This window comes from Streptomyces indicus (assembly GCF_900100315.1).
Lineage (GTDB): Bacteria > Actinomycetota > Actinomycetes > Streptomycetales > Streptomycetaceae > Streptomyces > Streptomyces indicus.
Genome location: NZ_FNFF01000004.1, coordinates 21,562 through 45,962, shown reverse-complemented (window position 1 = coordinate 45,962; position 24,401 = coordinate 21,562). Strand labels below are relative to the sequence as shown.

Sequence of the window (24,401 nt, the reverse complement as noted above, 5' to 3'; positions counted from 1 at the left end):
GACAAGCGGCGCTCGCCATACGAAAAGGGGCCCCTCGCAGGAGGGGCCCCTTCACAGCGGCAGAGCGCGCGAACGCAGCTCAGTCCTCGGGGGGATACACCGACTCACCGCTGCCCAGGAGGGTCAGCGTGATCGCCTCCACCGGGCAGCCCTCGGCCGCCGCGAGCATGTCCTCGCTCGCGTCGACCTCGGACTCCTGCGGATGCGACTGGCGCGCCGAGTCGAGCCGGAACCCCTCGGGCGCACTGGTGACGCACATCCCCGACCCGATGCAGACACCCCGGTCGACCTCGACGTGCCAGCGGTCTCCCATCAGGCCTCACCCCTCGTAGTCGTTGGGGAGGTGGATCATCTTGTGCTCGAAGTACTCGCCGTACCCCTCGGGCCCGAACTCGCGCCCCAGGCCGGAGTTCTTGTAGCCGCCGAAGGGGCCGAGCATGTCGAGGCTGAAGGTGTTCACGCTGTACGTGCCCGTGCGGACCTGGCGCGCGATGTCGATGCCGCGCTCGGTGTCCGCGGTCCAGACGCTGCCGGAGAGCCCGTAGTCCGAGTCGTTGGCGATCTTCACGGCCTCGGCCTCGTCCCCGTACGGGAGCAGGCAGATGACCGGGCCGAAGATCTCCTCCTGGGCGATCCGCATGGAGTTGTCCACGCCGCCGAAGAGGGTGGGCTCGACGTACCAGCCCTTGTCCTGCCCGGCCGGACGTCCGCCGCCGGTGAGGATCTTGGCGCCTTCCTCCTGGCCGATGCGGATGTAGTCGAGGGAGCGCTGCTGCTGGCGCTTGGCGACCAGCGGGCCGAGCTCGGTGGCGGGGTCCAGCGGGTCGCCGACCTTGAGGGCGCCGGCGTACGCGGCGAAGGCGTCGGCGAACTCGTCGTAGCGGGACTGCGGGACGAGGATGCGGGTCTGGGCCACACAGGCCTGGCCGTTGATCATCCAGGCGAAGGGGCCGATGCCCTTGACGGCCGTCTCGACGTCGGCGTCCGGCAGGATGACGGCGGCCGACTTGCCGCCCAGCTCCAGGGTCACGCGGGTGAGGTTGCGCGCGCAGACCTCCATGACGCGCTTGCCCGCGCCGACGGACCCGGTGAAGGAGACCTTGTCCACGCCCTGGTGCCCGACCAGGTACTCGCTGACCTCGCGGTCGGCCGGGATGACCGAGAGCACCCCTTCGGGCAGGCCGGCCTCGGCGGCGATCTCCGCCAACAGGTAGCCGTCGAGGGGGGTTTCGGGCGAGACCTTCAGGACCACCGAGCAGCCGGCGAGCAGCGCGGGCGCCAGCTTGGCGGCGGCGGTGAACTGCGGGACGTTCCACGGCACGACCGCGGCGACGACGCCGACCGGCTCACGACGCACGAGGATCTTGCCGAGCGCTCCCTGGCGGCGCTCCTCGTACGTGAAGTTCCGCGCGGTGGTGAGCGCCGCGTCGTAGACCATCATCGTGGCCAGGGCCTGCACCATGACGCTGGAGGTGTACGGGGTGCCGTTCTGCGAGGAGATGACGCGGGCTATCTCCTCGTGCCGTACGAGGAAGGCGTCCTTGATCTTCGTGACGACCTCGATGCGCTCCTCGAGGCTCATCCGGGGCCATGGCCCCTCGTCGAAGGCCCTGCGCGCGGCGGCGACGGCGCGGTCGACATCCCCCTGCGCGGCGTGCGGCACCCGGCCGATGACCTCCTCGGTGTGCGGGGAGACCACCTCGATGACGTCCTTGCCGACGGGGTCAACCAACTCCCCGCCGATGAACAGCTTTCCGTGTTCCACGAGCTCTGTCATGGCCGACTGCCTCCTGCGGGGCGGTTCCTGACACCGTTTCAGACGTGCGCTTCCGGAAACTGATACCAGTTCTAGTTGGAGGAGTCGAGAGCTCCAACCAGGGCTTCGAATGGATGACTTGGGCTACTACTGGAACTAGTTCTAGTTATAGTGGTCGATCAGTGGCCGCAGTCCGGCCGGACGAGAGGCAGGCGCTTCATGACGCAGGTGACCGAGCACGGCGGCGGCGTCTGGTCGCTCAAGGTGCCGATCCCGGACAACCCGCTCGGCCACACCCTCGTCCACCTCCTCGACACCGACCGCGGCCCGGTCCTCATCGACACGGGCTGGGACGACCCGGAGTCCTGGGACACCCTGGTCGAGGGGCTCGCGACGCTCGGCACCGACATCAAGGACATCCACGGCGTGGTGATCACCCACCACCACCCGGACCACCACGGCCTCTCCGGGCAGGTGCGGGAGGCCTCGGGCGCCTGGATCGCGATGCACCCCGCCGACACCCAGGTCGTGCGGCGCACCCGCGAGCAGGTCCCCGGCCAGTGGCTCGACTACATCACCGTGAAGCTCACCAAGGCCGGCGCCCCCGAGGAGCACCTCGCCCCGATCCGCGCGGCCCGCGAGGCCGGCCGGATGCGCACCGTGCCGGGCCTCGACTCCGCGCTCCCCGACCGGGACATCACCCCGGGCGAGCTGCTCGAACTGCCCGGCCGCAGGCTGCGCGCGATCTGGACCCCGGGGCACACCCCCGGCCACGTATGCCTGCATCTGGAGGAGCAGCACCCGGCGAACCTGCCGGGCCACGGGCGGCTGTTCTCCGGGGACCACCTGCTGCCGGAGATCTCCCCGCACATCGGTCTGTACGAGGACCCCGAGGAAGCCCTGGTGACCGACCCGCTCGGGGACTACCTCGACTCCCTGGAGCGGATCGGCCGGCTCGGGGTCGCGGAGGTGCTGCCCGCGCACCAGTACGCGTTCACCGACGCGGCCGCGCGCGTACGGGAACTCCTGGAGCACCACGAGGAGCGCCTCGCGGGACTGCGCCGGCTGCTGGCCGAGCCGCTCACGCCCTGGCAGCTCGCGACCCGGATGGAGTGGAACCGGCCCTGGGACCAGATCCCGTACGGCTCACAGAACATCGCCGTCTCCGAGGCCGAGGCACATCTGCGCCGCCTGGTGAAGCTGGGCCATGTGGAGGCGGTGGAGGGCACGGATCCGGTGCGGTACGCGGCGGTGGGGTGAGGCGTGGCGCGGTGGTGAGGGCGCCGGTGGGGTGAGGCGTCGCGTGGGGTGAGGGCAGCGGCGGGGTGAGCCGTCGCGTGTGGTGAGGGCGGCGGTGCGGACCGCCGCCCTGTGATCGGGCGCGCAGTAAGCCTCACCTGACCGGCCGGTACAGTAGGCGGGCAATCACCACGCCTGTACGGAGGGAAGCCGGTGCGAATCCGGCGCTGACCCGCAGCCGTATGCCGTCCCGAGGGCCGGCGAGCCGGAATGCTCCGTGAGCGGCGTGCGTGGCTCCAGTCGCCGGAACCACCGGCGGCCGGGACCGTCGAGGTATACGGATCCGGAGCCCGGTGCCTTCGCGGGCCCGTGCCCGGCCCTCAGCAGGAGAGGCACCGCCGACCATGAACGCCCGCCGAAGCGCCGCAGCGCTGGCCGCCACCGCCGTGCTCTGCATGGCCGCCGCCCCCGCAGCGACCGCCGACACCCCGGCTCCCGCCAACCTGCCCTCGGGCCTCTACGGCAAGACGGACCCGAAGTACGACGGCGTCTTCCGCCAGTCGTACGCGCTGCTCGCCCAGCACACCGCCGGGGTGAAGCCCGCCGCCAAGGCCGTGGACTGGCTGACCGGGCAGGCCTGCGACAACGGCTCGTACGCCGCGTTCCGCGAGGACCCCTCGCAGAAGTGCGACGCCAAGACGGTCGTCGACTCCAACTCCACCGCCTCCGCGATCCAGGCGCTGGCCGCGCTCGGCGGGCACGACGCGGACGTGAAGAAGTCCGTGGACTGGCTGCGCACCGTGCAGAACGAGGACGGCGGCTGGGGCTACAACCCGGGCCTGGACTCGGACGCCAACTCCACCTCCCTGGTCATCGGCGCCCTGAAGGCGGCCGGTGAGAACCCGGCCGAGGTCAAGTCCCAGAAGGGCAAGGCGCCCGCCGACGCGCTGGTCGCGCTGTCGATGCCGTGCGACGACAAGGGCAAGGGCGCGTTCGGTCTCGCGGACATGAAGACCGGCAAGCTCGCGCCCAACGCCGACGCCACCGCCGCCGGTGTGCTCGGCGGCCTGGAGCAGGGCCTCGTCGTGAAGGCCGCCGACAAGAGCGAGCCGGCGCAGTGCGCCGAGGCCGGCGACGCGAAGCAGGCCGCCGCCAACGGTGCCGCCTACCTCGCCGACACCCTGGCCAAGGACGGCTTCCTGAAGTCCTCGATGCCCGGCGCCGAGGACCAGCCCGACTACGGCAACACCGCCGACTCCGTCGTGGCACTGTCCGCTGCCGGTCTGACCGAGCAGGCGAAGAAGCCGCTGGCCGAGCTGGAGAAGAACGGCGCCGCCTGGGCCAAGACCTCCGGGTCCCCCGCCGCGTACTCCCAGCTGATCTTCGCCGCGCACGCGGCCGGTGCCGACCCGAAGGACTTCGGCGGCACGGACCTCGTGAGCGCCCTCAACGCGATGGGCCCGGCCCCGCAGAAGGCGGACTCCGCCGACGCCACGAAGGACGCGGACGAGGAGAAGAAGGACGACAGCTCGTCCATGAACGTCTGGTGGATCATCGGCGTGTTCTTCATCGCCAGCGTCGGTGTCGGCTTCCTGTTCAGCGGCCGCAAGAAGAACCAGCTGTGAGGACGCGTCTGCGCGCTGCCACCGCCCTCCTCGTGGGGGCGGTGCTCGCCGTGCTCCTGGCGGCTCCGGCCCAGGCGGACGCGTACCGCTACTGGTCCTTCTGGTTCAAGGACGACAAGGGCGCCTGGGCGTACGCCACCCAGGGCCCCGCGACCGCCAAGCCCTCGGACGGCGATGTGGAGGGCTTCCGCTTCGCCGTGAGCGAGGACTCGGCCGACGCGGCCAAGCCGCGCGAGGACGCGGACTTCGCGGCCATCTGCGCGGACACGGAGCCGAAGGACGGGCACAAGCGCGTCGCCCTCGTCATCGACTTCGGCACGGCGAAGGACGCGCCCTCCGGCGAGACACCGCCCGAGCCCCGTACGGCCTGTGCGCAGATCGCCGCGGACGGCACCTCGGCGGACGCGCTCGCCGCGGTCGCCAAGCCGCTGCGCTATGACAGCAACGCCCTGCTGTGCGCCATCTCCGGCTACCCGAAGAGCGGGTGCGGCGACCAGGTGTCGGGCTCGGACTCGGGCTCCTCCACCGGTTCCGACTCCGGATCCGACTCCGGCTCCAGCGACTCGACGAAGGCGCCGGCGGCCTCCGGCAACGGCGGTGACGGCGGTCCGTCCGTCGGGCTGCTCGCCGGGGTGGCCGCGGTGCTTCTGCTCGGCGTGGCAGCGATCTGGCAGGCCCGCCGGCGCAGGGGCTGAGCCGTGAGCGCGCACCCCGCGGCGGTACGCCGGCGGACGGCGGCCCCGGTCGCCACCCGCGCCAACGCCCTGCACCCGGGCGCCTGGTGGATCTGGGCGCTCGGGCTCGGCACGGCCGCCTCGCGCACGACGAACCCGCTGCTGCTCGGCCTCCTGGTCGGCGTCGCGGGCTATGTGGTGGCGGCGCGGCGCAGCGATGCGCCGTGGGCACGTTCGTACGGGGCCTTCGTGAAGCTGGGGCTGCTGGTCCTGGCCATCCGGCTGGTGTTCGCCGTGGTGCTCGGGTCGCCGATCCCCGGTTCGCAGGTCCTGTTCCGACTGCCCGAGGTGCCGCTGCCGGACTGGGCGCAGGGCGTGCGGCTCGGCGGCAAGGTGACCGCCGAGGGGCTGCTGTTCGCGCTGTACGACGGACTCAAGCTGGCCACGCTGCTCATCTGCATCGGCGCGGCGAACGCGCTGGCCAACCCGGCCCGGCTGCTCAAGTCGCTGCCGGGTGCCTTGTACGAGGCGGGAGTCGCGGTGGTCGTGGCGATGACGTTCGCCCCGCAGTTCCTGTCCGACCTGGCGCGGCTGCGGCGGGCGCGGCGGCTGCGCGGGCGGCCCGACAAGGGCGTCCGCGGGCTCGCGCAGGTCGGACTTCCGGTCCTGGAAGGGGCGTTGGAGCGGTCAGTTGCGCTCGCGGCCGCAATGGACGCACGCGGATACGGGCGCACCGCCGACGTGCCCGTCGCCGTGCGGCGACTGACGGCGGTGTGCACGCTCGGCGGGCTGCTCGGGGTGTGCGCCGGTACGTACGGGCTGCTCGCCGCGCAAGGTGCGGGCTTCGGGCTGCCCGTGCTGCTCGGCGGGCTCGCCCTCGCGCTCGTCGGACTGTGGCTCGGCGGGAAGCGGTCGCTGCGCACGCGCTACCGGCCGGACCGGTGGGACCTGCGGGCCTGGCTGGTGTCGGGCTCCGGGGTGGCGGTCGCCGCCCTGATGATCGGCGCGGCCTCCGCCGACCCGGCCGCACTCAACCCCGGAGTCGTCCCCCCGACAGCTCCCGAACTGCCGCTGTGGCCGGCGGCGTCCGTGCTGATCGGGCTGCTGCCTGCGTTTGTCGCTCCCGCGCCTGCTTCGGGTGGGGGGACGAAGGTGCGGGGCGCGTCGAAGGTGGCAGGCGCGGGGAAGGCGGCCGGCGCCAGGAAGGCAGCGGCTGCCGACCAGGAGACCAGTGCCTCTTCGGGCTCCCCGGCCATCGACACACGAACCACGCCTCGGAAGGAAGCCACATGATCCGCTTCGAGGATGTCTCCGTGACCTACGACGGAGCCGACGCGCCCACGGTCAGCGGGGTGGAACTGGCCGTCCCCGAGGGCGAGTTGGTGCTGCTCGTCGGGCCCTCCGGGGTCGGCAAGTCGACCCTGCTCGGCACGGTCAGCGGCCTCGTCCCGCACTTCACGGGCGGCACCCTGCGCGGCCGGGTCACGGTCGCGGGGCGTGACACCCGTACACACAAACCGCGCGAACTCGCCGACGTGGTCGGCACCGTGGGCCAGGACCCGCTCTCGCACTTCGTCACCGACACCGTCGAGGACGAACTCGCCTACGGCATGGAGTCCCTGGGCCTCGCCCCCGACGTGATGCGCCGCCGCGTCGAGGAGACCCTCGACCTGCTCGGCCTCGCGGACCTGCGCGACCGGCCGATCGCCACGCTCTCCGGCGGGCAGCAGCAGCGCGTCGCGATCGGTTCCGTGCTCACCCCGCACCCCCGGGTCCTGGTCCTCGACGAGCCGACCTCGGCGCTCGACCCGGCGGCCGCGGAAGAGGTGCTCGCGGTGCTCCAGCGCCTGGTGCACGACCTCGGCACGACGGTCCTGATGGCCGAGCACCGCCTGGAGCGGGTGGTGCAGTACGCGGACCAGGTGGTGCTGCTGCCCGGTCCGGGCCAGGCACCGGTGCTCGGCTCGCCCGCCGAGATCATGGCGGTCTCGCCCGTCTTCCCGCCGGTGGTCGGCCTCGGCCGGCTCGCGGGCTGGTCGCCGCTGCCGCTCACGGTGCGCGACGCCCGGCGCCGTGCGGCGGGGCTGCGGGAACGGCTGGCGGGGGTGGCGGTGCCTGCGGTGGAGGGGGCTGCGGTGGGGAGGGCTGCTTCGCGTGCGGAGGGGGCCACTTCGCGTGGGGTTGGCACCGCCGACCGTACGGAGGGTGCCGCTTCCCCCGGCGAGGGCGTTGCTGCTGGTCAGAGCGCGTTGTCAGTGGGCGCCGATAGCCTGGACGGGCCGGTGCGGCCCCCGGGAGGGAGGGGTCTGTCCGGACCCGTCACCGAGCACACCCCCCGCCGCCGCTTCTCCCTCCGCCGCCTCAAGCCCCGGCCCACCCCTCCCGCCACCGCTGCGGACGCACCCGTCACCGGCCCGCACGACCACACCGGCAGCGGCCCGCACGACCACACCGGCAGCAGCACAGGCACCCGGAACACCGTCACCCCCGTCACCCCCGTCGCCACCGCAGCCTCCCTCGGTGTCCACCGCGGGCGGATCGAGGCGCTGCGGCAGGTGGACCTGACCGTTTCGGCCGGCGAGACCATCGCGCTGATGGGGCGCAACGGAGCCGGCAAGTCCACCCTCCTGTCCGCCTTCGTCGGTCTCGTGCAGCCCTCCTCGGGCAGCGTGCGGGTCTCCGGCGCCGTGCCGCACCGGACCGCGCCGCGCGAGCTGATCCGGCGCGTGGGCCTCGTACCGCAGGAGCCGCGGGATCTGCTGTACGCCGACACCGTGACCGGCGAGTGCGCGGCCGCCGACACGGACGCGGGCGCGGCGCCGGGGACCTGCCGCGCGCTGGTCGAGGAGCTCCTGCCGGGTATCGCCGACGCGACGCACCCGCGCGATCTGTCGGAGGGGCAGCGGCTCGCGCTCGCCCTGGCCGTCGTGCTCACCGCGCGGCCGCCGCTGCTGCTGCTCGACGAGCCGACGCGCGGCTTGGACTACGCCGCCAAGGCCCGCCTCGTCTCCGTGCTGCGGGGCCTCGCGGCCGACGGGCACGCGATCGTCCTGGCCACCCACGACGTGGAGCTCGCCGCCGAGCTCGCGCACCGGGTGGTGATCCTCGCCGAGGGCGAGGTGGTCGCGGACGGGCCGACCGAGGAGGTCGTGGTGTCCTCGCCCTCCTTCGCCCCGCAGATCGGCAAGGTCCTTGCGCCGCTGCCGTGGCTCACGGTGGGGCAGGTGCGCACCGCGCTGGAGGCGGGCGCATGACGGCGAAGGCCCGCCTCACGCCCGCGCACACCGCGCAGGCCCGCACCGCACCCGTGCACACCGCCCAGGTGCGCGCCGTCCGGCTCGGTCCGAAGTCGGTCGCGGCGCTGGTCCTGGTGAGCCTGGTGGGGATCCTCGCCTTCGGGTGGCCGCTGCTCGCGGACGCGCAGGCGGGCGTCACGGCCCATGCGAAGGACGCGCCGTGGCTGTTCGCCGCGCTGCTCCCCCTTCTTCTGGGCGTGGTGCTCGCGACCGTGTCGGAGAGCAGGATCGGGGCGAAGGCCGTCGCGATGATCGGGGTGCTCGCCGCGGTCGGCGCGGCGCTGCGGCCGCTGGGCGCGGGGACGGCCGGCCTCGAGCCCACCTTCTTCCTGATGATCGTGGCCGGGCGGGTGCTCGGGCCGGGGTTCGGCTATGTGCTCGGCTCGGTGACGCTGTTCGCGTCAGCGCTGCTCACCGGCGGGGTCGGGCCGTGGATGCCGTTCCAGATGCTGACCATGGGCTGGGTGGCGATGGGCGCGGGCCTGCTGCCGGGCGCGGACCGGCTGCGCGGGCGGGGCGAGATGGCGATGCTCGCGCTGTACGGGGCGGTCGCGGCGTTCGCGTACGGACTCGTCATGAATCTGTACGGCTGGCCGCTGCTCGGCGGCCTCAGCTCGGGCATCTCCTTCGTGCCCGGCGACCCCCTCCACGAGAACCTGGCCCGCTACCTCGCCTACTGCCTGGCCACCTCGATGGGCTGGGACCTCGGGCGGGCGGTCATCACCGTGGTCCTCACCCTCACGGTCGGCCCGACCGTGCTCAAGGCGCTGCGGCGGGCCACGCGGAAGGCGGCGTTCGAGGCGCCGGTCACATTCGGCCGCTCCGACGACGAGGGCACCTCCGTCGAAGACGGGGGCACACCAGTCGAAAACGTAACGGAAACACCCAGGAACCCGTAAGGGGCCCATAGCTCTCCGTATAAAGCGGGGTCCCGAGCCGGTGACCCCGCCCACAGGACCAAGGTCACTTACGAGCCGGAATAGTAGCCCTCCAGGCCCGTTCCCGTAGGGGTCTGAAACCTGCTCTGACCTGCGGGTTCGAGGGGGTGGGACCAAGTGTGGACGCAGCACCCCTGATGCGAGGCCCACTAGTAAGAGGGGTCATTGCGGCGACGTAACAGCCCTGCTTCTCTGGAGGAGTCGCAGGGCACGGCGGCCCCCACGGGCCCCGCCCCGGCAAACCCCACGCACCGTCCCCGCGGTACCGGCTTGCCTGCGACTGTCCTGTTCCCGACCGGAAGGTCCAGCGTGTCCGTCTCCCGCATTCGCCGCATCGCCTCCCCGAAGAAGGCCCTCACCACCGCTCTCGTGGCCGCGTCGGCCGCCGGTGTGGTCTTCGCCGCGGCCCCCGCCCAGGCCGCCACGGTGCAGGCCGCCCCGGCCGCAGCCCCGTACGCTGCGGGCTCGGCGCAGGCGATCGCCCGGCAGATGATCCCGGACCAGGCGCAGTACGCGGCGTTCAGCGCGATCGTCTCGCGTGAGAGCGGCTGGAACCACACCGCCACCAACTCCTCCTCCGGCGCGTACGGCCTGGTGCAGGCGCTTCCGGGCTCGAAGATGGCCTCCGCGGGCGCCGACTGGAAGACCAACCCGGCCACGCAGATCAAGTGGGGCCTGGACTACATGAACTCCCGCTACGGCTCGCCCGTCGGCGCGTGGAACTTCTGGCAGCAGCACCACTGGTACTGATCGTTTCGCAGCGGAACGTGGTGCGGGGGCTGACACGCCCCCACACCCCCGGCGGAAAAGCGGCCGTCCCCTCCCACGAGGGGGCGGCCGCTTCCGCATGCGCGGGCACGTTCAGCGGGCGAGGCGGTCGAACCAGCGCACCGTCTGCGGCGCCGCCTTCATGAACGACCCCACGTGGTCCACGTCCCCCTGGTCGAGCACCGGCGCGCGTACGCCGTGCCGTGCGAGGTCGGCCGCGCAACTCGTCGCGTTCCCGATCGGAACGTCGGTGTCGCCGGCCGAGGCGTACAGCCGCACCGGCGCCTTCGGCTTCCAGTCGCAGGTGTCGTCCTGGCTCCTGAGCGCGGTCAGGAGCGCTCCGTCCGGGTTCCGCATCCGCTCCAGGAAGGCGGGCGTCAGCAGCTCCTGCACGTTCTTCGGCAGCGCGGCGACGATCTCCTCCTCGCGGTGCTCCCCGTCGAACAGCGCCTCGATGCGCCGGTCGTACGGAGCACGGAACGCCTCGGAGGGGTCGCGGTAGATCGGGTGCAGGCGGTTCTGGGCCACCAGGAAGTAGGAGACGTAGAACAACCCGCTGATGTCGTTGACCCGGCCGTCGAACAGCGCCGGCACCTCCTGCCCGGTCAGGTCGTACGGGCCCGCGACCGGCGCGAGGGCGCGCAGCCGGAAGCCGTGGGACCGCCTCTCGCCCAGCTCGCGGCCGAGGGCCATGGCCACCTGACCGCCCTGCGAGAACCCGGTGCCGTACACATCACCGGTCAGCGGCCGGCCGAGCCGCTGGGCCGCGGTGCGCGCGGCGCGGAGCATGTCCAGCGAGGCGGTGACGGCCGAACGCGTGTCCATGTACGGGTGCGGGCCGGGGCCCTTGCCGAGGCCGAGGTAGTCGGGCGCGGCGACGGCCCGGCCCGCGGAGGCGTGCAGATACGAGGCGAGCCGGGCGAAGTCGGTGGCGACCGAGGGCGCGTTGTCGCGGTGGACCATGGTGCCGTGGGTGTCGGCCACGAGGCCGAGCCGCCGCGCACCGCCGGTGGGCAGGGTGAACAGGCCCGTGGCGGTGGTGGGGCGGCCTGCGGTGTCGACGGTGCGGTAGGTCAGGCGGTACGCGCGCACGCCGTGGCGCACCGTGGCGTCACCGATCTCGGCCTGCGCGAGGAAGGCGGCGACCTCCGCCCGGTCGAGCGCGGCGACCGGCTCCACGGACAGGAGGTCTCCGCGTCCCTGGTGCAGGGGCGCGGCGGCCTCGGGGCGTGCCCCGGCGAACGCGGGCGCGGTGAGCGTCGCGGCCAGGGCGACCGCCGCGCAGGCGGCAACGGCGGCCCTGATGCCGCGTGAAGTGCGGTGCGTACGGCGGGAGTTGGTGTTCTGCTGCGTCTGCTGGGTCATGGGGAGAGCTTCGTACGCGGACGCCTCGGGCCCCATCCGACGGACCCCCGTATACCGGGGTGTACCCAACGACACCCCGGCACGGGGGATTTCACCTGCCCGGCCCGGACTCCCGGACTTCCGGGCCCCAGCCCCCGGGCCCTCAGAGCCTCTGAATGATCGTGCCCGTCGCCAGCGCCCCGCCCGCGCACATCGTGATGAGGGCGAACTCCTTGTCGCGGCGCTCCAGTTCGTGCAGGGCCGTGGTGATGAGGCGGGCTCCCGTCGAGCCGACGGGGTGGCCGAGGGCGATGGCGCCGCCGTTGACGTTGACCTTCTCGAGGTCCTGCTCGAAGACCTGCGCCCAGCTGAGGACGACGGAGGCGAAGGCCTCGTTGATCTCCACGATGTCGATGTCCTTGAGGGACATCCCGGCCTTGCCGAGCACGGCGCGCGTGGCGTCGATCGGACCGTCCAGGTGGTAGTGCGGGTCGGCGCCGACCAGGGCCTGCGCCACGATCCGCGCGCGCGGCTTGAGCTTGAGGGCGCGGGCCATCCGCTTGGAGGCCCACATGATCGCGGCCGCGCCGTCGGAGATCTGCGAGGAGTTGCCCGCGGTGTGGATCGCGGTGGGCATCACGGGCTTGAGGCCCGCGAGCTTCTCCATGGAGGTGTCGCGCAGCCCCTCGTCGCGGTCGACCAGGCGCCACATGCCCTGTCCGGCCCGCTGCTCCTCCTCGGTGGTGGGCACCTGCACGGCGAAGGTCTCGCGCTTGAACCGCTCCTCGGCCCAGGCGATGGCGGCCCGCTCCTGTGAGATCAGGCCGAGCGAGTCCACGTTCTCGCGGGTCAGGCCGCGCCTGCGGGCGATGCGCTCGGCGGCCTCGAACTGGTTGGGCAGGTCCACGTTCCACTCGTCGGGGAAGGGCTTGCCCGGGCCGTGCTTGGAGGCGGAGCCCAGCGGCACACGGGACATGGCCTCGACCCCGCAGGAGATGCCGATGTCGATGACGCCGGCCGCGATCATGTTGGCCGTCATGTGCGAGGCCTGCTGCGAGGATCCGCACTGGCAGTCCACGGTGGTCGCGGCCGTCTCGTACGGCAGGCCCATGGTGAGCCACGCCGTGCGCGCCGGGTTCATCGTCTGCTCGCCCGCGTGCGTGACGGTGCCGCCGACGATCTGCTCCACGCAGTCGGGCTGGATGCCGGTGCGCGCGAGGACTTCGCGGTACGTCTCCCCGAGCAGGTACGCGGGGTGGAGATTGGCGAGCGAGCCGCCACGCTTGCCTATGGGGGTGCGCACTGCTTCGACGATGACGGGTTCCGCGGCCATGAGCCCTCTTCTCAAGTGGTGGTTGCGGTCCGTGGGGGGCGTCCCGGCACCCCCGTGGGCCGAGTCTTCGACCTGACTCAAGAACTAGTACGCGTTCTAGTTACGGGGACAGTCTCACGACTGGGACCCGTCCACCGCAAGGGTCTTGCACGCACAGCCACCATTCCTGCACGCCACTCGCCCGCAAAAGATCTCGTCCCCGCCCTTGTCGGATCTAGAACCCGTTACTGCGCGCACCGGCCGGATCGGCAGGGTGCTTTCGGTGCCTGCCTGCACAAATCGCCCGGAACCGGGGGTCTGCACACCTGAACGGATCGCGGCTGGCTAGCGTCTACGAGGTTGCAGCACGCCGCCGCCCCGCCCGCTCGCGCCGAGCCCCGAACCGAAAGCCCTCACCCATGGCCCAGGACGCACCGCCGTCGCGCTCCCGGTCGTCCCGCGCGGCCACGGACCGTGCCACCTGGCATGTCCGCCACCGGGTGCCGCTGCTCTCGACGCTCGCACTGCTCCCGCTGTACGCGGTGTGGTGGGTGTTCTTCGCCAAGGGCGCCGGGGACCTCGCGGCCCAGCAGGCCTGGGCGGACTTCGTCGCCGAACACCCCGGCACCCCGTACAACCTCTCCTGGTACGGCGGGGTGCACACCGCCAACTACAGCCTGATCTCCCCGTATCTGATGGCCGCGCTCGGCGTGAAGACGGTGACGCTGCTCTCCGGGCTCGCCTCGGGCTGGCTGGGCGGGATGCTGTGGGTGCGCACCGGCGTCGCCCGCCCGCTGGGCCCGGCCCTGCTCACCTCGTACGCCCTGTGCTGCAACGTGATCTCGGGCCGCAGCACCTTCGCGCTCGGCATCGCCTTCGCGCTCGGCGCCTGTGTGCTCCTGATCGGGGCGCGGCGGATCTGGTGGGCGGGGCTGTGCGCGGCGCTCGCGACCATGGGGTCGCCGGTCGCGGGCCTGTACCTGGTCGTGGTGGGTGCGGCCTTCCTACTCGTACGGGACTGGGGGCGGGCGCTCTCGCTGCTGCTGCCGCCGTTCGTGGTGGTCGGGGCGACCACGCTGCTCTTCCCCTTCGAAGGCGTGCAGCCCATGGGGTGGGGGCGGGTGCTCGCGCCCGTGCTGTTCTGCGCGGCCGTGCTGTTCATGGCTCCCGCGAAGTGGCGGACGCTGAAGGCGGGCGCGGCGGTCTACGCGCTCGGCACCGTGCTCACCTGGCTGATCGCCTCGCCGATCGGCACGAACGTGGAACGTTTCGCCCAGCTCATCGCCCCCGCCGTCCTGCTCGCGTGCCTGCCGGCGAAACCCGCCGGACCGCAGCCGCGCGCGGACCGGATCAAGCGCGTCGCGTACATCCTGACCCTGGTCTTCTCCGTGTACTGGGTGACGCAGAAGGCGGTGGACGACATCGTCGTCTACACGAAGGTGCCGGCCTGGGCGCAGCACACCGACGGCCTGGTGGACGCGCTGGACCGGCTGGGCGCGGACCGCACCCGGGTCGAGGTGGTGCCCGCGCGCGACCACCGCGAGGCGGTGCTGCTCGCCCCGCATGTGAACCTGGCCAAGGGCTGGAACCGGCAGGCGGACGTGCAGCGCGGTCCGCTCTTCTACGACGGGTATCCGGGCGCGGGCGTGCCGGACGGCTCCTTCAGCGCGTCCGCGTACAAGGAGTGGCTCGACCGGTGGGCCGTCGGCCTGGTCGTACTGCACGACGGGCGCCCCGACGGGCCGGCCGAGCGCGAGGCGGCGCTGGTGCGGAGCGAGCCGGAGTTCCTGGAGAAGGCCTGGCAGGACGAGCACTGGACGGTGTACCGCGTGCGGGACGCCGAGCCGCTGGTGTCGGGCCCTGCCGAGGTGGTGCGCTCCGACGAGGCTTCGGTGGTCGTGCGGGCGTCGGCGAAGGGCTCGGTGCGGGTCAAGGTCGCGTACTCGCCGTGGCTGACCACGTCCGGCGGCTGCCTCGCCAAGGACGGCGAGTTCGTCCGGCTCGACGTGGACGGGCCCGGCGAATACACGATCGGCTCGGCGTACGGGTGGCGGCCGCCGAAGCGGTGCTGAGCCGCCGCATCCGGCCGCGGTTGCATGCCTTCCGGGCGACAAGGATCACAAAGCGTCCGCTCACCCGGCGTTGATCTTGGACGCGTCGCACCAGGCAGGAGCCGGTTTCCGCGCAGTACGCAAAGGACCGCACACAGCACGTAACCGGGCAACCGGGTCCTATGGTCGACTCCCATGTCCACCACCGCTCTGGAACGCGAACCGTCCGAATCACCGCAGCCGCCCGTCGGCGACGTCACCGTCACCGACCCCTCGCTCGTGAAGCGGGCGGTGAAGGCGGCGGCACTCGGCAACGCCATGGAGTGGTTCGACTTCGGCGTCTACGGCTATCTCGCCGTGACCATCGGCCATGTGTTCTTCCCCGACGCCTCCAGCACCGCGCAGGTGCTCTCGGCGCTCGGCACCTTCGCCGCGGCCTTCCTGGTCCGCCCCATCGGCGGCGCCTTCTTCGGGCCGCTCGGCGACCGCATCGGCCGCCAGAAGGTGCTCGCCCTCACCATGATCATGATGGCCGCGGGCACCTTCGCGATCGGTCTGATCCCCTCGTACGACACCATCGGCGTGTGGGCCCCGGTGCTGCTGATCGTGGCCCGCATGGTGCAGGGCTTCTCGACCGGCGGCGAGTACGGCGGCGCCTGCACCTTCATCGCCGAGTACGCGCCCGACAAGAAGCGCGGCTTCTTCGGCTCCTTCCTGGAGTTCGGCACGCTCGTCGGCTACGTCGCCGGTGCCGCGCTCGCCACCGCCCTGACCACCTTCATGGCCGAGCCCGACCTCTACAGCTGGGGCTGGCGCATCCCGTTCCTGGTCGCAGGCCCGATCGGCCTGATCGGTCTGTACGTGCGGATGAAGCTGGAGGAGACCCCGGCCTTCCAGGCGCTCGCCGACGAGGCCGAGGCCAAGCAGAAGGCGCTGCCCAAGCCGAAGTTCCGCGACATGTTCGTGGGCAACGGCCGCGCGATGGCCCTGTGCGTCGGCCTGGTCCTGGTCTTCAACGTCACCGACTACATGCTGCTCTCCTACATGCCGACCTTCCTCGGCGAGGAGCTCGGCTACGACGCCACCCACGGCACCCTGATCCTGATCGGCGTCATGGTCCTGATGATGTGCGTGCAGATCCCGATGGGGCGGCTCAACGACCGGGTCGGCCACCGCGTGGTCATCGGCACCGCCTGCGCCGGCTTCGTACTGTTCTCCGTGCCGGCCGTGCTCCTGATCCGCGCGGGCTCGACCTGGGCGATCGCGCTCGGCCTCGCGGCCCTCGGCCTGCTCCTCGTGGGCTTCACCTCCTCGATGCCCTCGGCGCTGCCCGCGCTGTTCCCGACGAAGGTCCGCTACGGCTCGCTGTCCGTGGGCTTCAACCTGTCGGTCTCGCTGTTCGGCGGTACGACCCCGCTGGTCACGCAGGCCCTGGTCACCGGCACGGGGAACCTGATGATCCCCGCGTACTACCTGATGGGCGCCGCCGTGGTCGGCGGTGCGGCGGCCTGGCTGATGCCCGAGTCGGCCGGCCGGCCGCTGCCGGGTTCGGCTCCGTCCGTGGAGACCGAGGCGGAGGCGCGGCGGCTGCGGGCCCGCGCGATCCCGGCGCAGGCCGCAGCAGGAGGAAAGGTCCTGGTGGGAACCGGGGCGCGCTAGGCGTCCGTCTGTGCCCGTGAGTCGTCACGGGGGGATGGGCACATGCGCTTCGGGTTCGGTGGACGGCCGGCTCCGGTCCTGGCGGACCGCGGGCCGGCCGTCCCTCTTCCACGGCAGAGCGTCCGGGCGCGGCGGGTGTCCGCGGTGCTGCTCGCGCTGCTCGTGCTGCTGCTCGGCTCGCTGATCCGGCCCGCGTACGCCTGCGGATGCGGGGCGATGGTGCCCGGCGAGGGCTCCTCGATCTCCGTGGACCGCGAGCTGTCGGCGGTGCGCTGGGACGGGCGGCGGCAGGAGATCGCGATGAGCCTGTCCGTACGGGGCGACGCGCGCGAGGCCGCCTGGATCATGCCGGTGCCCTCGCGGGCCGATGTGCGGCTGGGCGACCGCGCGCTCTTCGACGAGCTCGCCGAACTCACCGCGCCCATCCACAAGAAGCGGTTCTACTTCTGGCCGCGCGAGGGCGACTTCCCGTTCTCCGCGGAGGAGTCCGACGGCGGCGGTGCGGGCGCGCCCGAGCGGACGCCGCCGGTCGGCGTGACCGGACGCGACCGGCTCGGGCCGTTCGACGTGGCCCGGCTGACCGCCGCCGACCCGGACGCGCTCGCCGACTGGCTCCGGAAGGAGGGCTTCCGGCTGCCCGACCGGCTCTCGCGGGAGCTGCGCCCGTACGTCGACCAGGGCTGGCAGTACGTGGCGGTCCGCCTCGCACCCGACGGGGACGGCGACGCCACCCTGGGCGGCCTGCTCGAACCGCTGCGGATCTCCTTCGCGAGCGACCGGCTCGTGTACCCGATGCGGCTGTCCCGCCTCGCCGCGCAGCCGCAGAAGCTGGACCTGTACGTGCTGGCCGCGCACCGGATGGAGCCGCGCTCGGCGATCGGCGGCTATCTGCCGGACGTGACGTACGCGAACCGTCTGAAGGGCACGGCGGCTCCGGCGGTACGGTCCTTCGCCGGCGCCGAGGCCACGTATCTCACGGCGATCGAGCAGCAGTTCCCGCACCCCGCGGAGATCTCCGGAGACCACGAACTGCGCCGGGCCGCCTCCGACGCCCCCTACCAACACGTCGTGTACCACGACGAGTTGCTGCTGTGGGCGGGGGTCCCCGCGTGGATGGTGACGGTGGGCGGTGCGGTTCTTCTGCCGCTGCTCGCGCTGTTCGTGTGGCGCAGGGTCGTCCGGGCGCGGCGGCCGGTCACGCCGCCACCCCCCGTATGGACCCCGCCGCCGCTGAACTAGGGTCGCAGCGGATACGGACGGCGGGCACGAGGGGGACCAGGGCATGGCACACGAAGGGACCGTCACCGCGGTCAGCAGCAACGAGGTGTACGCGTTCACCAAGCCGAACCGCGAGAGCATCACGCTGCTCGCCGGCCTCGGCGTCGAGGGCGACGTGCACGCGGGCGTCACCGTCAAGCACCGCTCACGGGTGGCGCAGGACCCGACGCAGCCCAACCTCCGGCAGGTCCACCTCATCCACGAGGAGCTGTTCGCCGAGGTCGCCGGGGAAGGGTTCACCGTGACGCCCGGCGCGCTCGGCGAGAACATCACGACGCGCGGCATCGACCTGCTCGGCCTGTCCACCGGCACACTGCTGCGCATCGGCGACGAGGCCGTCCTCGAGGTCACCGGGCTGCGCAACCCCTGCGTGCAGATCGACGGTTACCAGGACGGGCTGCTCAAGCAGATGGTGTACCGCGACGCGGACGGCCGGCTCGTGCGCAGGGCGGGCATCATGACGGTCGTCCGCGAGGGCGGCACGGTCCGGCCCGGCGATGTGATCAAGGCCGAGGTGCCGGCGGGTCCGCACCGCCCGCTCGAACGGGTCTGAGACCTCCCCCGGCACCATGGCGCCTCAGGTCCCGGCGCTGCTCATGTCTCGTGGTAGAAGCCCACGTTGACCGAGCGCGGCCCGGTGCGGTCCTGGATGATCACCTCTCCGGAACCGCCCACGGGCAGCAACATCGTGCCTCCGTAGGCGAGTTGGTGATGGTGCTCGCCGACCCGCACGCGCACCTCGGAGGCCGGGTCCGGGTGCGAGCCCAGGAGCCAGGTGACGCGCCAGGCCCCGTCGGGTCCGCAGAGGAACTCCAGATGCGTCCGCGAGACGAACAGCCAGTCGTCGGGGGGCGAGAGGCGGCACACCGTACGGTCGCGGCCGACCCGCAGCACCTCGCCGGGCGTGCTGTCCGCGTCGGCCATCGACATGCCGGCGGTGGCGCCCGCGTCCGCCTGCGAGACCGCTGCCATGGTGAGCTCGAGCACCTGCGCTCCTTCAAGTCGCAACATCCGCGGCGCTGTTGGCGCGCCGCCGCATCTTAGAGCGCCCGGCCGCTCCCGCCGCGTGACCCATGCCACATCCCCGCCCGGGCGGTCCGCGCACCCGTTTGCGAAACTGGTGCCATGACCGAGCGTAAGCCCCCTGGTGTCAGCTTCGAGTCCTTTGTCGACAAACAGATCCGTGAGGCGGAGGCCCGCGGCGACTTCGCCCGCCTTCCCGGCGCGGGCAAGCCCCTCGACGGCCTCGACAAGCCGTACGACGAGCTGTGGTGGATCCGCAAGAAGATGCACCAGGAGCAGCTGCCCGGCGCCCTGCCGCCGGCGCTCGCGCTGCGCAAGGAGGTGGAGGACGCCCTGGCCGCCGCCCCCGAGGCGCCCTCGGAGCGGGCCGTCCGCGCGCTGCTCGAACCGCTCAACGAGAAGATCGCCGAGTTCCTGCGCCGCCCGCCCGCCGGTCCCCACCTGGGCCGCGGCCCGGTGGACATCGACGAGGTCGTACGGGAGTGGCGCCGGGCGCGGCAGGAGGGCTGAGGGCGCGGGCGCCGGGGCGCCGGGCACCCAGCGGCGCGAGGGATGGCCGACGCGGCCGAGCCATGGAGTGGCCGACGCCACCGCGCCCAGGAGTGGCCGACGCCACCGCAGCGGCCCCGCTCAGTCCCGCGACCCGTCGCCGTCCCCCCGGCCCGCCGCACGTTCCAGGGCGGAGCGCGTCGCCGGTCCGTAGACGCCCCGCGGGTCCCCGTCCACGCCGTACCAGACCTGGAAGGTGGCCACGGCGTCCCGGGTCTGCTCGTCGAACTGCCCGTGCGCCGGGCCCTGGTAGACGTACACGTCCCGCAGCATCCGCTGCATCTGCCGCACCTCGCCACCGCTGTCCCCCAGCTGGAGCGTGCCGGCGGGCTGCTCCGGCGGCTGCGAGGACGCGGGCGCTGACGCCGAACGCGAGACCTTGACCGTGGGCGAGGCCTGCGGCGCCGACGAGCTGGGCCTGCTGCTCGGTGTGGCCGAGGCGCTCGCCGACTTCGAGGGCGAGGCGCTCGCCGAGGCGGACGCGGAGGCCGACGGGCTCGGGCTCGCGCTCTCGCTCGGCGACACGCTGAGCGCGGGGGCGCTCGTGGACCGGTCCGGCAGGGCCTCCTCGCGTCGTCCGTCGTTCTCGTCGCCGGAGAACAGTCCGGTGGCCGCGGCCGCCACCGCCACGACGGCCACCGCCGCCCCGCACACCGCGAGCAGCGTCGTACGGCGCCGGCCGCGGGGCGCCCGCCGACTGCCGTGCGCGCCGGGCTCGCGGTGGACCAGGGGCTCCGCGCGCTCGAGCTCGACCTCGTAGTCACCGGGCCCGTAGCCGTCCGCGCCGTAACCAGCCGCGCCGAAACCGTCCGCCCCGTGACCAGCCGCGCCGAATCCGTCCGCTCCGTAACCGCCGGCCCCGTACGCCCCGGCCTCATGCCCGGCCGCACCCGCGCCGCCCGGCACGAACAGGTCCACGTCCGCCGGATGCGGCTCGGAGACCGCCGGCGGGCCGGAGGGCTGGTAGACCACCGGCAGCGCGGCCGTCGCGTCCCCGTCTCCCCCGCCCGGCTGCTGCTCGCCCGGAACCGGCGCCACATCCGGCGACAGCGACACATAGGGCCGTATCCGCAGCGGGTCGAAGTCCTCCGCGGCGGCCACCTGCGCGGACCGTTCCTGCCGCAGGGCGTCCGCCGCCCGCGGGCCGCAGCCGCACCGCGGCGCACCGCTCGCTTCTCTGGCCGTGCCGCAGTGCGGGCACGTCAATCCGCTCACCTCTGTGGGTCCCCTCCCTCGGAGCTCTCCCTCGGAGCTCGAGCTCCCCGGAGTTCCCCGCTCCCTGAAGCTCCCCGCGATTATGCCGACCCCGCCCCGCGAGTCCCAGCGCACCCACCCCGCTCGCGGGCCCCGTATACCTCCCTCAACAGGCCATAACCGGGCATGCCGCCCAGGATGGAGAGAGGCAGTGCGCAGAAAGAGAGCAGGAGGCGTCCCATGGCCCACGAGGTGAGCGGCGCGGGCACCCCGGCCGTGGCCACGCCCGGCGCCGGCCAGACCCGCGGCGGCGTCATGGTGTCGATCGGCGCCCTGCTGCTCGGCATGCTGCTCGCCGCACTCGACCAGACCATCGTCTCGACCGCGCTGCCGACGATCGTCAGCGACCTCGGCGGGATGCAGCATCTGTCGTGGGTGGTCACGGCGTACATGCTGGCGTCGACCGCCGCGACCCCGCTGTGGGGCAAGCTCGGCGACCTCTACGGGCGCAAGAAGCTCTTCCAGACCGCGATCGTGATCTTCCTGATCGGTTCGGCGCTGTGCGGCCTCGCGCAGAACATGCCGCAGCTGATCGGCTTCCGTGCCCTCCAGGGCTTGGGCGGCGGCGGCCTGATGGTGCTGTCGATGGCCATCGTCGGCGACATCGTCTCGCCGCGTGAGCGCGGCAAGTACCAGGGCCTGTTCGGTGCCGTCTTCGGCGCCACGAGCGTGCTCGGGCCGCTGCTCGGCGGCCTGTTCGTGGACCACCTGAGCTGGCGCTGGGTGTTCTACATCAACCTGCCGATCGGGGTCGTCGCGCTCCTGGTGATCGCGGCCGCGCTGCACATCCCGCACACGGTCCGCCCGCACAGGATCGACTACCTCGGCACCTTCCTGATCGCCTCGGTCGCCACCTGCCTGGTCCTCGTGGCCTCGCTCGGCGGCACCACCTGGGCCTGGGGCTCGGCGCAGATCATCGGCCTCGCGGTGCTCGGCGCGGTGCTCCTGGTGGCGTTCGTGGCGGTGGAGCGCAAGGCCGCCGAGCCGGTGCTCCCGCTGAAGCTGTTCCGTATCCGCACCTTCACGCTGTCCTCGGCGATCAGCTTCGTCGTGGGCTTCGCGATGTTCGGCGCGATGACCTACCTGCCGACGTTCCTCCAGGTCGTCAAGGGTGTGTCGCCCACCATGTCGGGCGTGCACATGCTGCCGATGGTGCTCGGCCTGCTGCTCTCGTCCACGGTCTCCGGCCAGATCGTCTCGCGTACGGGCCGCTGGAAGGTCTTCCCCGTAGCCGGCACCGCGGTCACCTCGATCGGCCTGCTGCTCCTGCACCAGCTGAAGGAGACCACCGGCACCTGGGAGATGAACGCGTACTTCTTCGTGTTCGGCCTCGGGCTCGGCCTGGTCATGCAGGTCCTGGTCCTGATCGTGCAGAACGCCGTCAGTTACGAGGATCTCGGCGTCGCCACCTCGGGTGCGACCTTCTTCCGCTCGATCGGCGCCTCCTTCGGTGTGGCGATCTTCGGCACGCTGTTCGCCAACCGCCTGGACGGCAAGCTCAGCGACGCACTCGCCGGGCAGACGCTGCCCGCCGGGCTCACGGTCGAGAGCCTGGAGGACGACCCGCGCACCATCGCGCAGCTCCCGCCCGACCTCCAGGGCGCCGCCCTGCACAGCTACTCGTCCGCGATCACCGATGTCTTCCTGTACGCGGTGCCGGTGGCGCTGCTCGCGTTCGCGCTGTCGTTCCTGCTGCGCGAGGACAAGCTGCGCGGCTCGGTCACCGCGCCCGAGCTCTCGGAGACCCTCGCCGGCAACCCCGTCGAGCGTTCCTCCCACGACGAGGTGCACCGCGCCCTGTCGGTGCTCGGCACGCGCCAGGGCCGACGGGAGATCTACCAGAAGATCACCGCGCGGGCCGGCGAGGACTTGCTGCCCGCGGCCAGCTGGATGCTGCTCCGGATCCAGCGGCACGGCTTCACCGAGCCCGCGGTGCTCGCCGAGAACACCACCGTGCCGCTCGCCCGGATCCAGGCCGCGGCCCGGCAGCTCGAGGAGCGCAGGCTCGCCTCGCGCGAGGGCCTGCGGCTGGTGTTCACACCCGCGGGCCGCGAGGTGGCGCAGCGGCTCGGCAAGGCGCGCGAGGAATCCCTCGCGGAGCTGCTCGGCGACTGGTGGGGCCCCGACCGCCCGACCGATCTGGTGCGCCTGGTGGAGGAGCTGAGTGCGGAGCTCTCGGGCTCGGACGCGGAGACGCCCGGTGCGGGCGCCGTACCGCGCGACCATGCGGCGCGCCTCCAGCCGTAGGCCCCGCACCCAGGGACCGCCTCCGTCTGCCCGAGTAGGCGCTCTCGTCAGCCCGTTGAGACGTCCGTCAGCTCTTTCCCGTACCAGATCTCCTGATACGGGCCGGAGTTGTACGCCGGGATCTCCGCGAAACCGCGCTTCACGTACAGCGTCCGCGCCTCGATCAGGTCCAGGCGGGTGTCGAGGACGAGCCGGCGCGCACCGAACGCCCGCGCCGCCCGCTCGGCGGCGTCCATGAGCAGACCCGAGCCGCCCCTGCCGCGCAGCCGCGGCAGCAGGAAGACCCGCTTGAGCTCGCAGGTCGTGGCGTCGAGGCGGCGCACCCCCGCCGTGCCGGCCGGCTCGCCCCCGTAACGCGCCACCAGGAGCACCCCGTCCGGTTCCCGCAGGTTGTCGCCGGTGTCCGCGGCGATCCCGCGCTCCAGCTCGCCCGGGTCGGTGGGCCGGCCCGTCTCCTTCAGGTACCAGCGGTCGCTGACCTCGGTGTAGTACGCGCGCCAGAGCGCGCTCGCGGCGGCGGAGTCGACGGGTTCGGGGGCGATGGACCAGGCGGTGCTCATGCCCGTCATCCTCGTGGGCAGCCCACCGGATGTGCAGGTGGTTTTCGTCTCCGAAGTCGGGCTATTCGGATAGCGACAGCCCCTCACGACAGGAGCGCGAGCATGTCCGCAGTTGTGACCGTCATCGTGATCGTGGCCGCCGTGGCTCTGATCGCCGGTGCGGTGTTCCTCGTGACCCGCAGGCAGGGCGGCGGCCGCAGCCTGGAGCGGCGCTTCGGTCCGGAGTACGAGCGCACGGTCGCTCGTCACGACGGAGACACCAAGGCCGCAGAACGAGAGCTTGAGGAGCGCGTCAAGCAGCACGGCTCCCTGACGCCGAAGCCGCTCGCGGCCGGTGAGCAGGAGCGGTACGAGAGCCGTTGGGCGGCGGCCCAGGCGCGGTTCGTCGACTCGCCGCGCGAGGCCGTGGCCGAAGTCGACGTGCTGCTGGCCGAGTTGGCCGCCGAGCGTGGATTCCCGGGCCGGGAGCGGTATGAGGACCAGCTCTCCGCTCTGTCGGTGCACCACGCGTACCAGGTGAACGGCTACCGGCGGGTGCACGCGGCGGCCCACGGCAACGGCGAGGCCGGCACCGAGTCGCTGCGCGAGGCCATGGTCGAGGCGCGCGCCATGTTCCACGAACTGCTCCACTCCGGCGCCCGCTCCGACGGCCGGAGCAGGACCGAACGCAAGAGCCTGACCGGCGGCAGGCACCACCAGGGCGACACGCGCGAGGCAGACGAGAAGCACCGCACGGGCGCGCGGGCCGAGACCGGCGCACCTTCCGGCCGCGGCCGCGGCGGACCGGCGTGGATGTTCAACCGGCAGCGCACCAAGGAGAGTTGAGGG

At 72.6% G+C, this 24,401-nt stretch carries 21 protein-coding genes and 1 riboswitch; of the genes, 14 read left to right on the top strand and 7 right to left on the bottom strand.

All coding sequences use genetic code 11. The annotated features are described in order from the left end of the window. Positions 1 to 79: 79 nt before the first annotated feature. Together BLT97_RS12275 and BLT97_RS12270 are read right to left on the bottom strand one after the other, a co-directional pair. The gene (locus tag BLT97_RS12275; RefSeq protein ID WP_093609163.1) at positions 80 to 313 is read right to left on the bottom strand and encodes a ferredoxin; all 234 of its coding nucleotides are present in this window, start codon (positions 311 to 313) and stop codon (positions 80 to 82) included. Between the two features lie 6 nt (positions 314 to 319). Continuing rightward, on the bottom strand, positions 320 to 1,777 hold the full coding sequence (locus BLT97_RS12270) for an aldehyde dehydrogenase (protein WP_093609161.1): 1,458 nt from the start codon (positions 1,775 to 1,777) through the stop codon (positions 320 to 322). Between the two features lie 198 nt (positions 1,778 to 1,975). Between BLT97_RS12270 and BLT97_RS12265 the strand changes: the two genes are divergently transcribed. From BLT97_RS12265 to BLT97_RS12235, 7 genes are all read left to right on the top strand, one after another. After that, positions 1,976 to 3,016: a Strvi_7410 family MBL fold metallo-hydrolase gene (locus tag BLT97_RS12265; protein ID WP_093609159.1), complete on the top strand. Its 1,041-nt coding sequence runs from the start codon at positions 1,976 to 1,978 to the stop codon at positions 3,014 to 3,016. A 184-nt stretch (positions 3,017 to 3,200) separates the two neighbouring features. Beyond that, a riboswitch (cobalamin riboswitch) is annotated at positions 3,201 to 3,269 on the top strand. 130 nt (positions 3,270 to 3,399) lie between these two features. After that, positions 3,400 to 4,620: an SCO2321 family membrane protein gene (locus tag BLT97_RS12260; RefSeq protein WP_093609157.1), complete on the top strand. Its 1,221-nt coding sequence runs from the start codon at positions 3,400 to 3,402 to the stop codon at positions 4,618 to 4,620. Next, positions 4,617 to 5,315, top strand: coding sequence for an SCO2322 family protein (locus BLT97_RS12255; protein WP_093609155.1), 699 nt, complete (start codon positions 4,617 to 4,619; stop codon positions 5,313 to 5,315). Before BLT97_RS12260 ends, BLT97_RS12255 begins: the two co-directional genes overlap by 4 nt. Before the next feature lie 3 nt (positions 5,316 to 5,318). Continuing rightward, a complete protein-coding gene (locus BLT97_RS12250) occupies positions 5,319 to 6,587 on the top strand; it encodes an energy-coupling factor transporter transmembrane component T (protein ID WP_093609153.1) in 1,269 nt (422 codons plus the stop codon). Beyond that, positions 6,584 to 8,548: an ABC transporter ATP-binding protein gene (locus tag BLT97_RS12245; RefSeq protein ID WP_107407013.1), complete on the top strand. Its 1,965-nt coding sequence runs from the start codon at positions 6,584 to 6,586 to the stop codon at positions 8,546 to 8,548. The genes BLT97_RS12250 and BLT97_RS12245 overlap by 4 nt, the downstream gene beginning before the upstream one ends. Further along, positions 8,545 to 9,489 (top strand): ECF transporter S component, encoded by a 945-nt coding sequence (locus tag BLT97_RS12240; RefSeq protein ID WP_093609151.1) that lies wholly within the window; start codon positions 8,545 to 8,547, stop codon positions 9,487 to 9,489. Before BLT97_RS12245 ends, BLT97_RS12240 begins: the two co-directional genes overlap by 4 nt. Before the next feature lie 348 nt (positions 9,490 to 9,837). Continuing rightward, positions 9,838 to 10,278 (top strand): aggregation-promoting factor C-terminal-like domain-containing protein, encoded by a 441-nt coding sequence (locus BLT97_RS12235; RefSeq protein WP_093609149.1) that lies wholly within the window; start codon positions 9,838 to 9,840, stop codon positions 10,276 to 10,278. Positions 10,279 to 10,389: 111 nt separating this feature from the next. Here the strand turns inward: BLT97_RS12235 and BLT97_RS12230 are convergent, their stop codons facing one another. Then, positions 10,390 to 11,661 (bottom strand): alpha/beta fold hydrolase, encoded by a 1,272-nt coding sequence (locus BLT97_RS12230; RefSeq protein ID WP_093609147.1) that lies wholly within the window; start codon positions 11,659 to 11,661, stop codon positions 10,390 to 10,392. 142 nt (positions 11,662 to 11,803) lie between these two features. Beyond that, a complete protein-coding gene (locus BLT97_RS12225) occupies positions 11,804 to 12,973 on the bottom strand; it encodes a steroid 3-ketoacyl-CoA thiolase (RefSeq protein ID WP_093609145.1) in 1,170 nt (389 codons plus the stop codon). Between the two features lie 398 nt (positions 12,974 to 13,371). On the opposite strand from BLT97_RS12225, the gene BLT97_RS12220 reads away from it, so the two are divergent. The 4 genes from BLT97_RS12220 (at position 13,372) to BLT97_RS12205 (ending at position 18,493) form a co-directional block, all read left to right on the top strand. Then, positions 13,372 to 15,024: a glycosyltransferase family 87 protein gene (locus BLT97_RS12220; protein ID WP_245769287.1), complete on the top strand. Its 1,653-nt coding sequence runs from the start codon at positions 13,372 to 13,374 to the stop codon at positions 15,022 to 15,024. Positions 15,025 to 15,198: 174 nt separating this feature from the next. Then, positions 15,199 to 16,662 (top strand): MFS transporter, encoded by a 1,464-nt coding sequence (locus BLT97_RS12215; protein ID WP_093609143.1) that lies wholly within the window; start codon positions 15,199 to 15,201, stop codon positions 16,660 to 16,662. Between the two features lie 135 nt (positions 16,663 to 16,797). After that, positions 16,798 to 17,901 carry a DUF2330 domain-containing protein gene (locus tag BLT97_RS12210; RefSeq protein ID WP_245769286.1) on the top strand — a complete coding sequence of 368 codons (1,104 nt, stop codon included), beginning with the start codon at positions 16,798 to 16,800 and terminating at the stop codon, positions 17,899 to 17,901. A gap of 43 nt (positions 17,902 to 17,944) precedes the next feature. After that, positions 17,945 to 18,493: an MOSC domain-containing protein gene (locus tag BLT97_RS12205; protein WP_093609139.1), complete on the top strand. Its 549-nt coding sequence runs from the start codon at positions 17,945 to 17,947 to the stop codon at positions 18,491 to 18,493. A 41-nt stretch (positions 18,494 to 18,534) separates the two neighbouring features. Here BLT97_RS12205 and BLT97_RS12200 read toward each other — a convergent pair whose 3' ends face one another. Then, positions 18,535 to 18,927 carry a hypothetical protein gene (locus tag BLT97_RS12200; protein ID WP_093609137.1) on the bottom strand — a complete coding sequence of 131 codons (393 nt, stop codon included), beginning with the start codon at positions 18,925 to 18,927 and terminating at the stop codon, positions 18,535 to 18,537. Positions 18,928 to 19,065: 138 nt separating this feature from the next. Between BLT97_RS12200 and BLT97_RS12195 the strand changes: the two genes are divergently transcribed. After that, complete coding sequence (locus BLT97_RS12195; RefSeq protein WP_093609135.1) at positions 19,066 to 19,473, top strand: DnaJ family domain-containing protein; 408 nt, start codon at positions 19,066 to 19,068, stop codon at positions 19,471 to 19,473. A 120-nt stretch (positions 19,474 to 19,593) separates the two neighbouring features. Here BLT97_RS12195 and BLT97_RS12190 read toward each other — a convergent pair whose 3' ends face one another. Continuing rightward, complete coding sequence (locus BLT97_RS12190; protein WP_143041330.1) at positions 19,594 to 20,727, bottom strand: peptidoglycan-binding domain-containing protein; 1,134 nt, start codon at positions 20,725 to 20,727, stop codon at positions 19,594 to 19,596. A gap of 219 nt (positions 20,728 to 20,946) precedes the next feature. On the opposite strand from BLT97_RS12190, the gene BLT97_RS12185 reads away from it, so the two are divergent. Then, on the top strand, positions 20,947 to 23,013 hold the full coding sequence (locus tag BLT97_RS12185) for an MDR family MFS transporter (protein WP_093609131.1): 2,067 nt from the start codon (positions 20,947 to 20,949) through the stop codon (positions 23,011 to 23,013). Between the two features lie 47 nt (positions 23,014 to 23,060). On the opposite strand, the gene BLT97_RS12180 is transcribed toward BLT97_RS12185, so the two are convergent. Continuing rightward, positions 23,061 to 23,582: a GNAT family N-acetyltransferase gene (locus BLT97_RS12180; RefSeq protein WP_093609129.1), complete on the bottom strand. Its 522-nt coding sequence runs from the start codon at positions 23,580 to 23,582 to the stop codon at positions 23,061 to 23,063. Between the two features lie 93 nt (positions 23,583 to 23,675). Here BLT97_RS12180 and BLT97_RS12175 point away from each other — a divergent pair, with 93 nt between their 5' ends. Beyond that, positions 23,676 to 24,398, top strand: a complete 723-nt coding sequence (locus tag BLT97_RS12175; protein WP_093609127.1) for a hypothetical protein — start codon at positions 23,676 to 23,678, stop codon at positions 24,396 to 24,398. Positions 24,399 to 24,401: the final 3 nt, after the last annotated feature.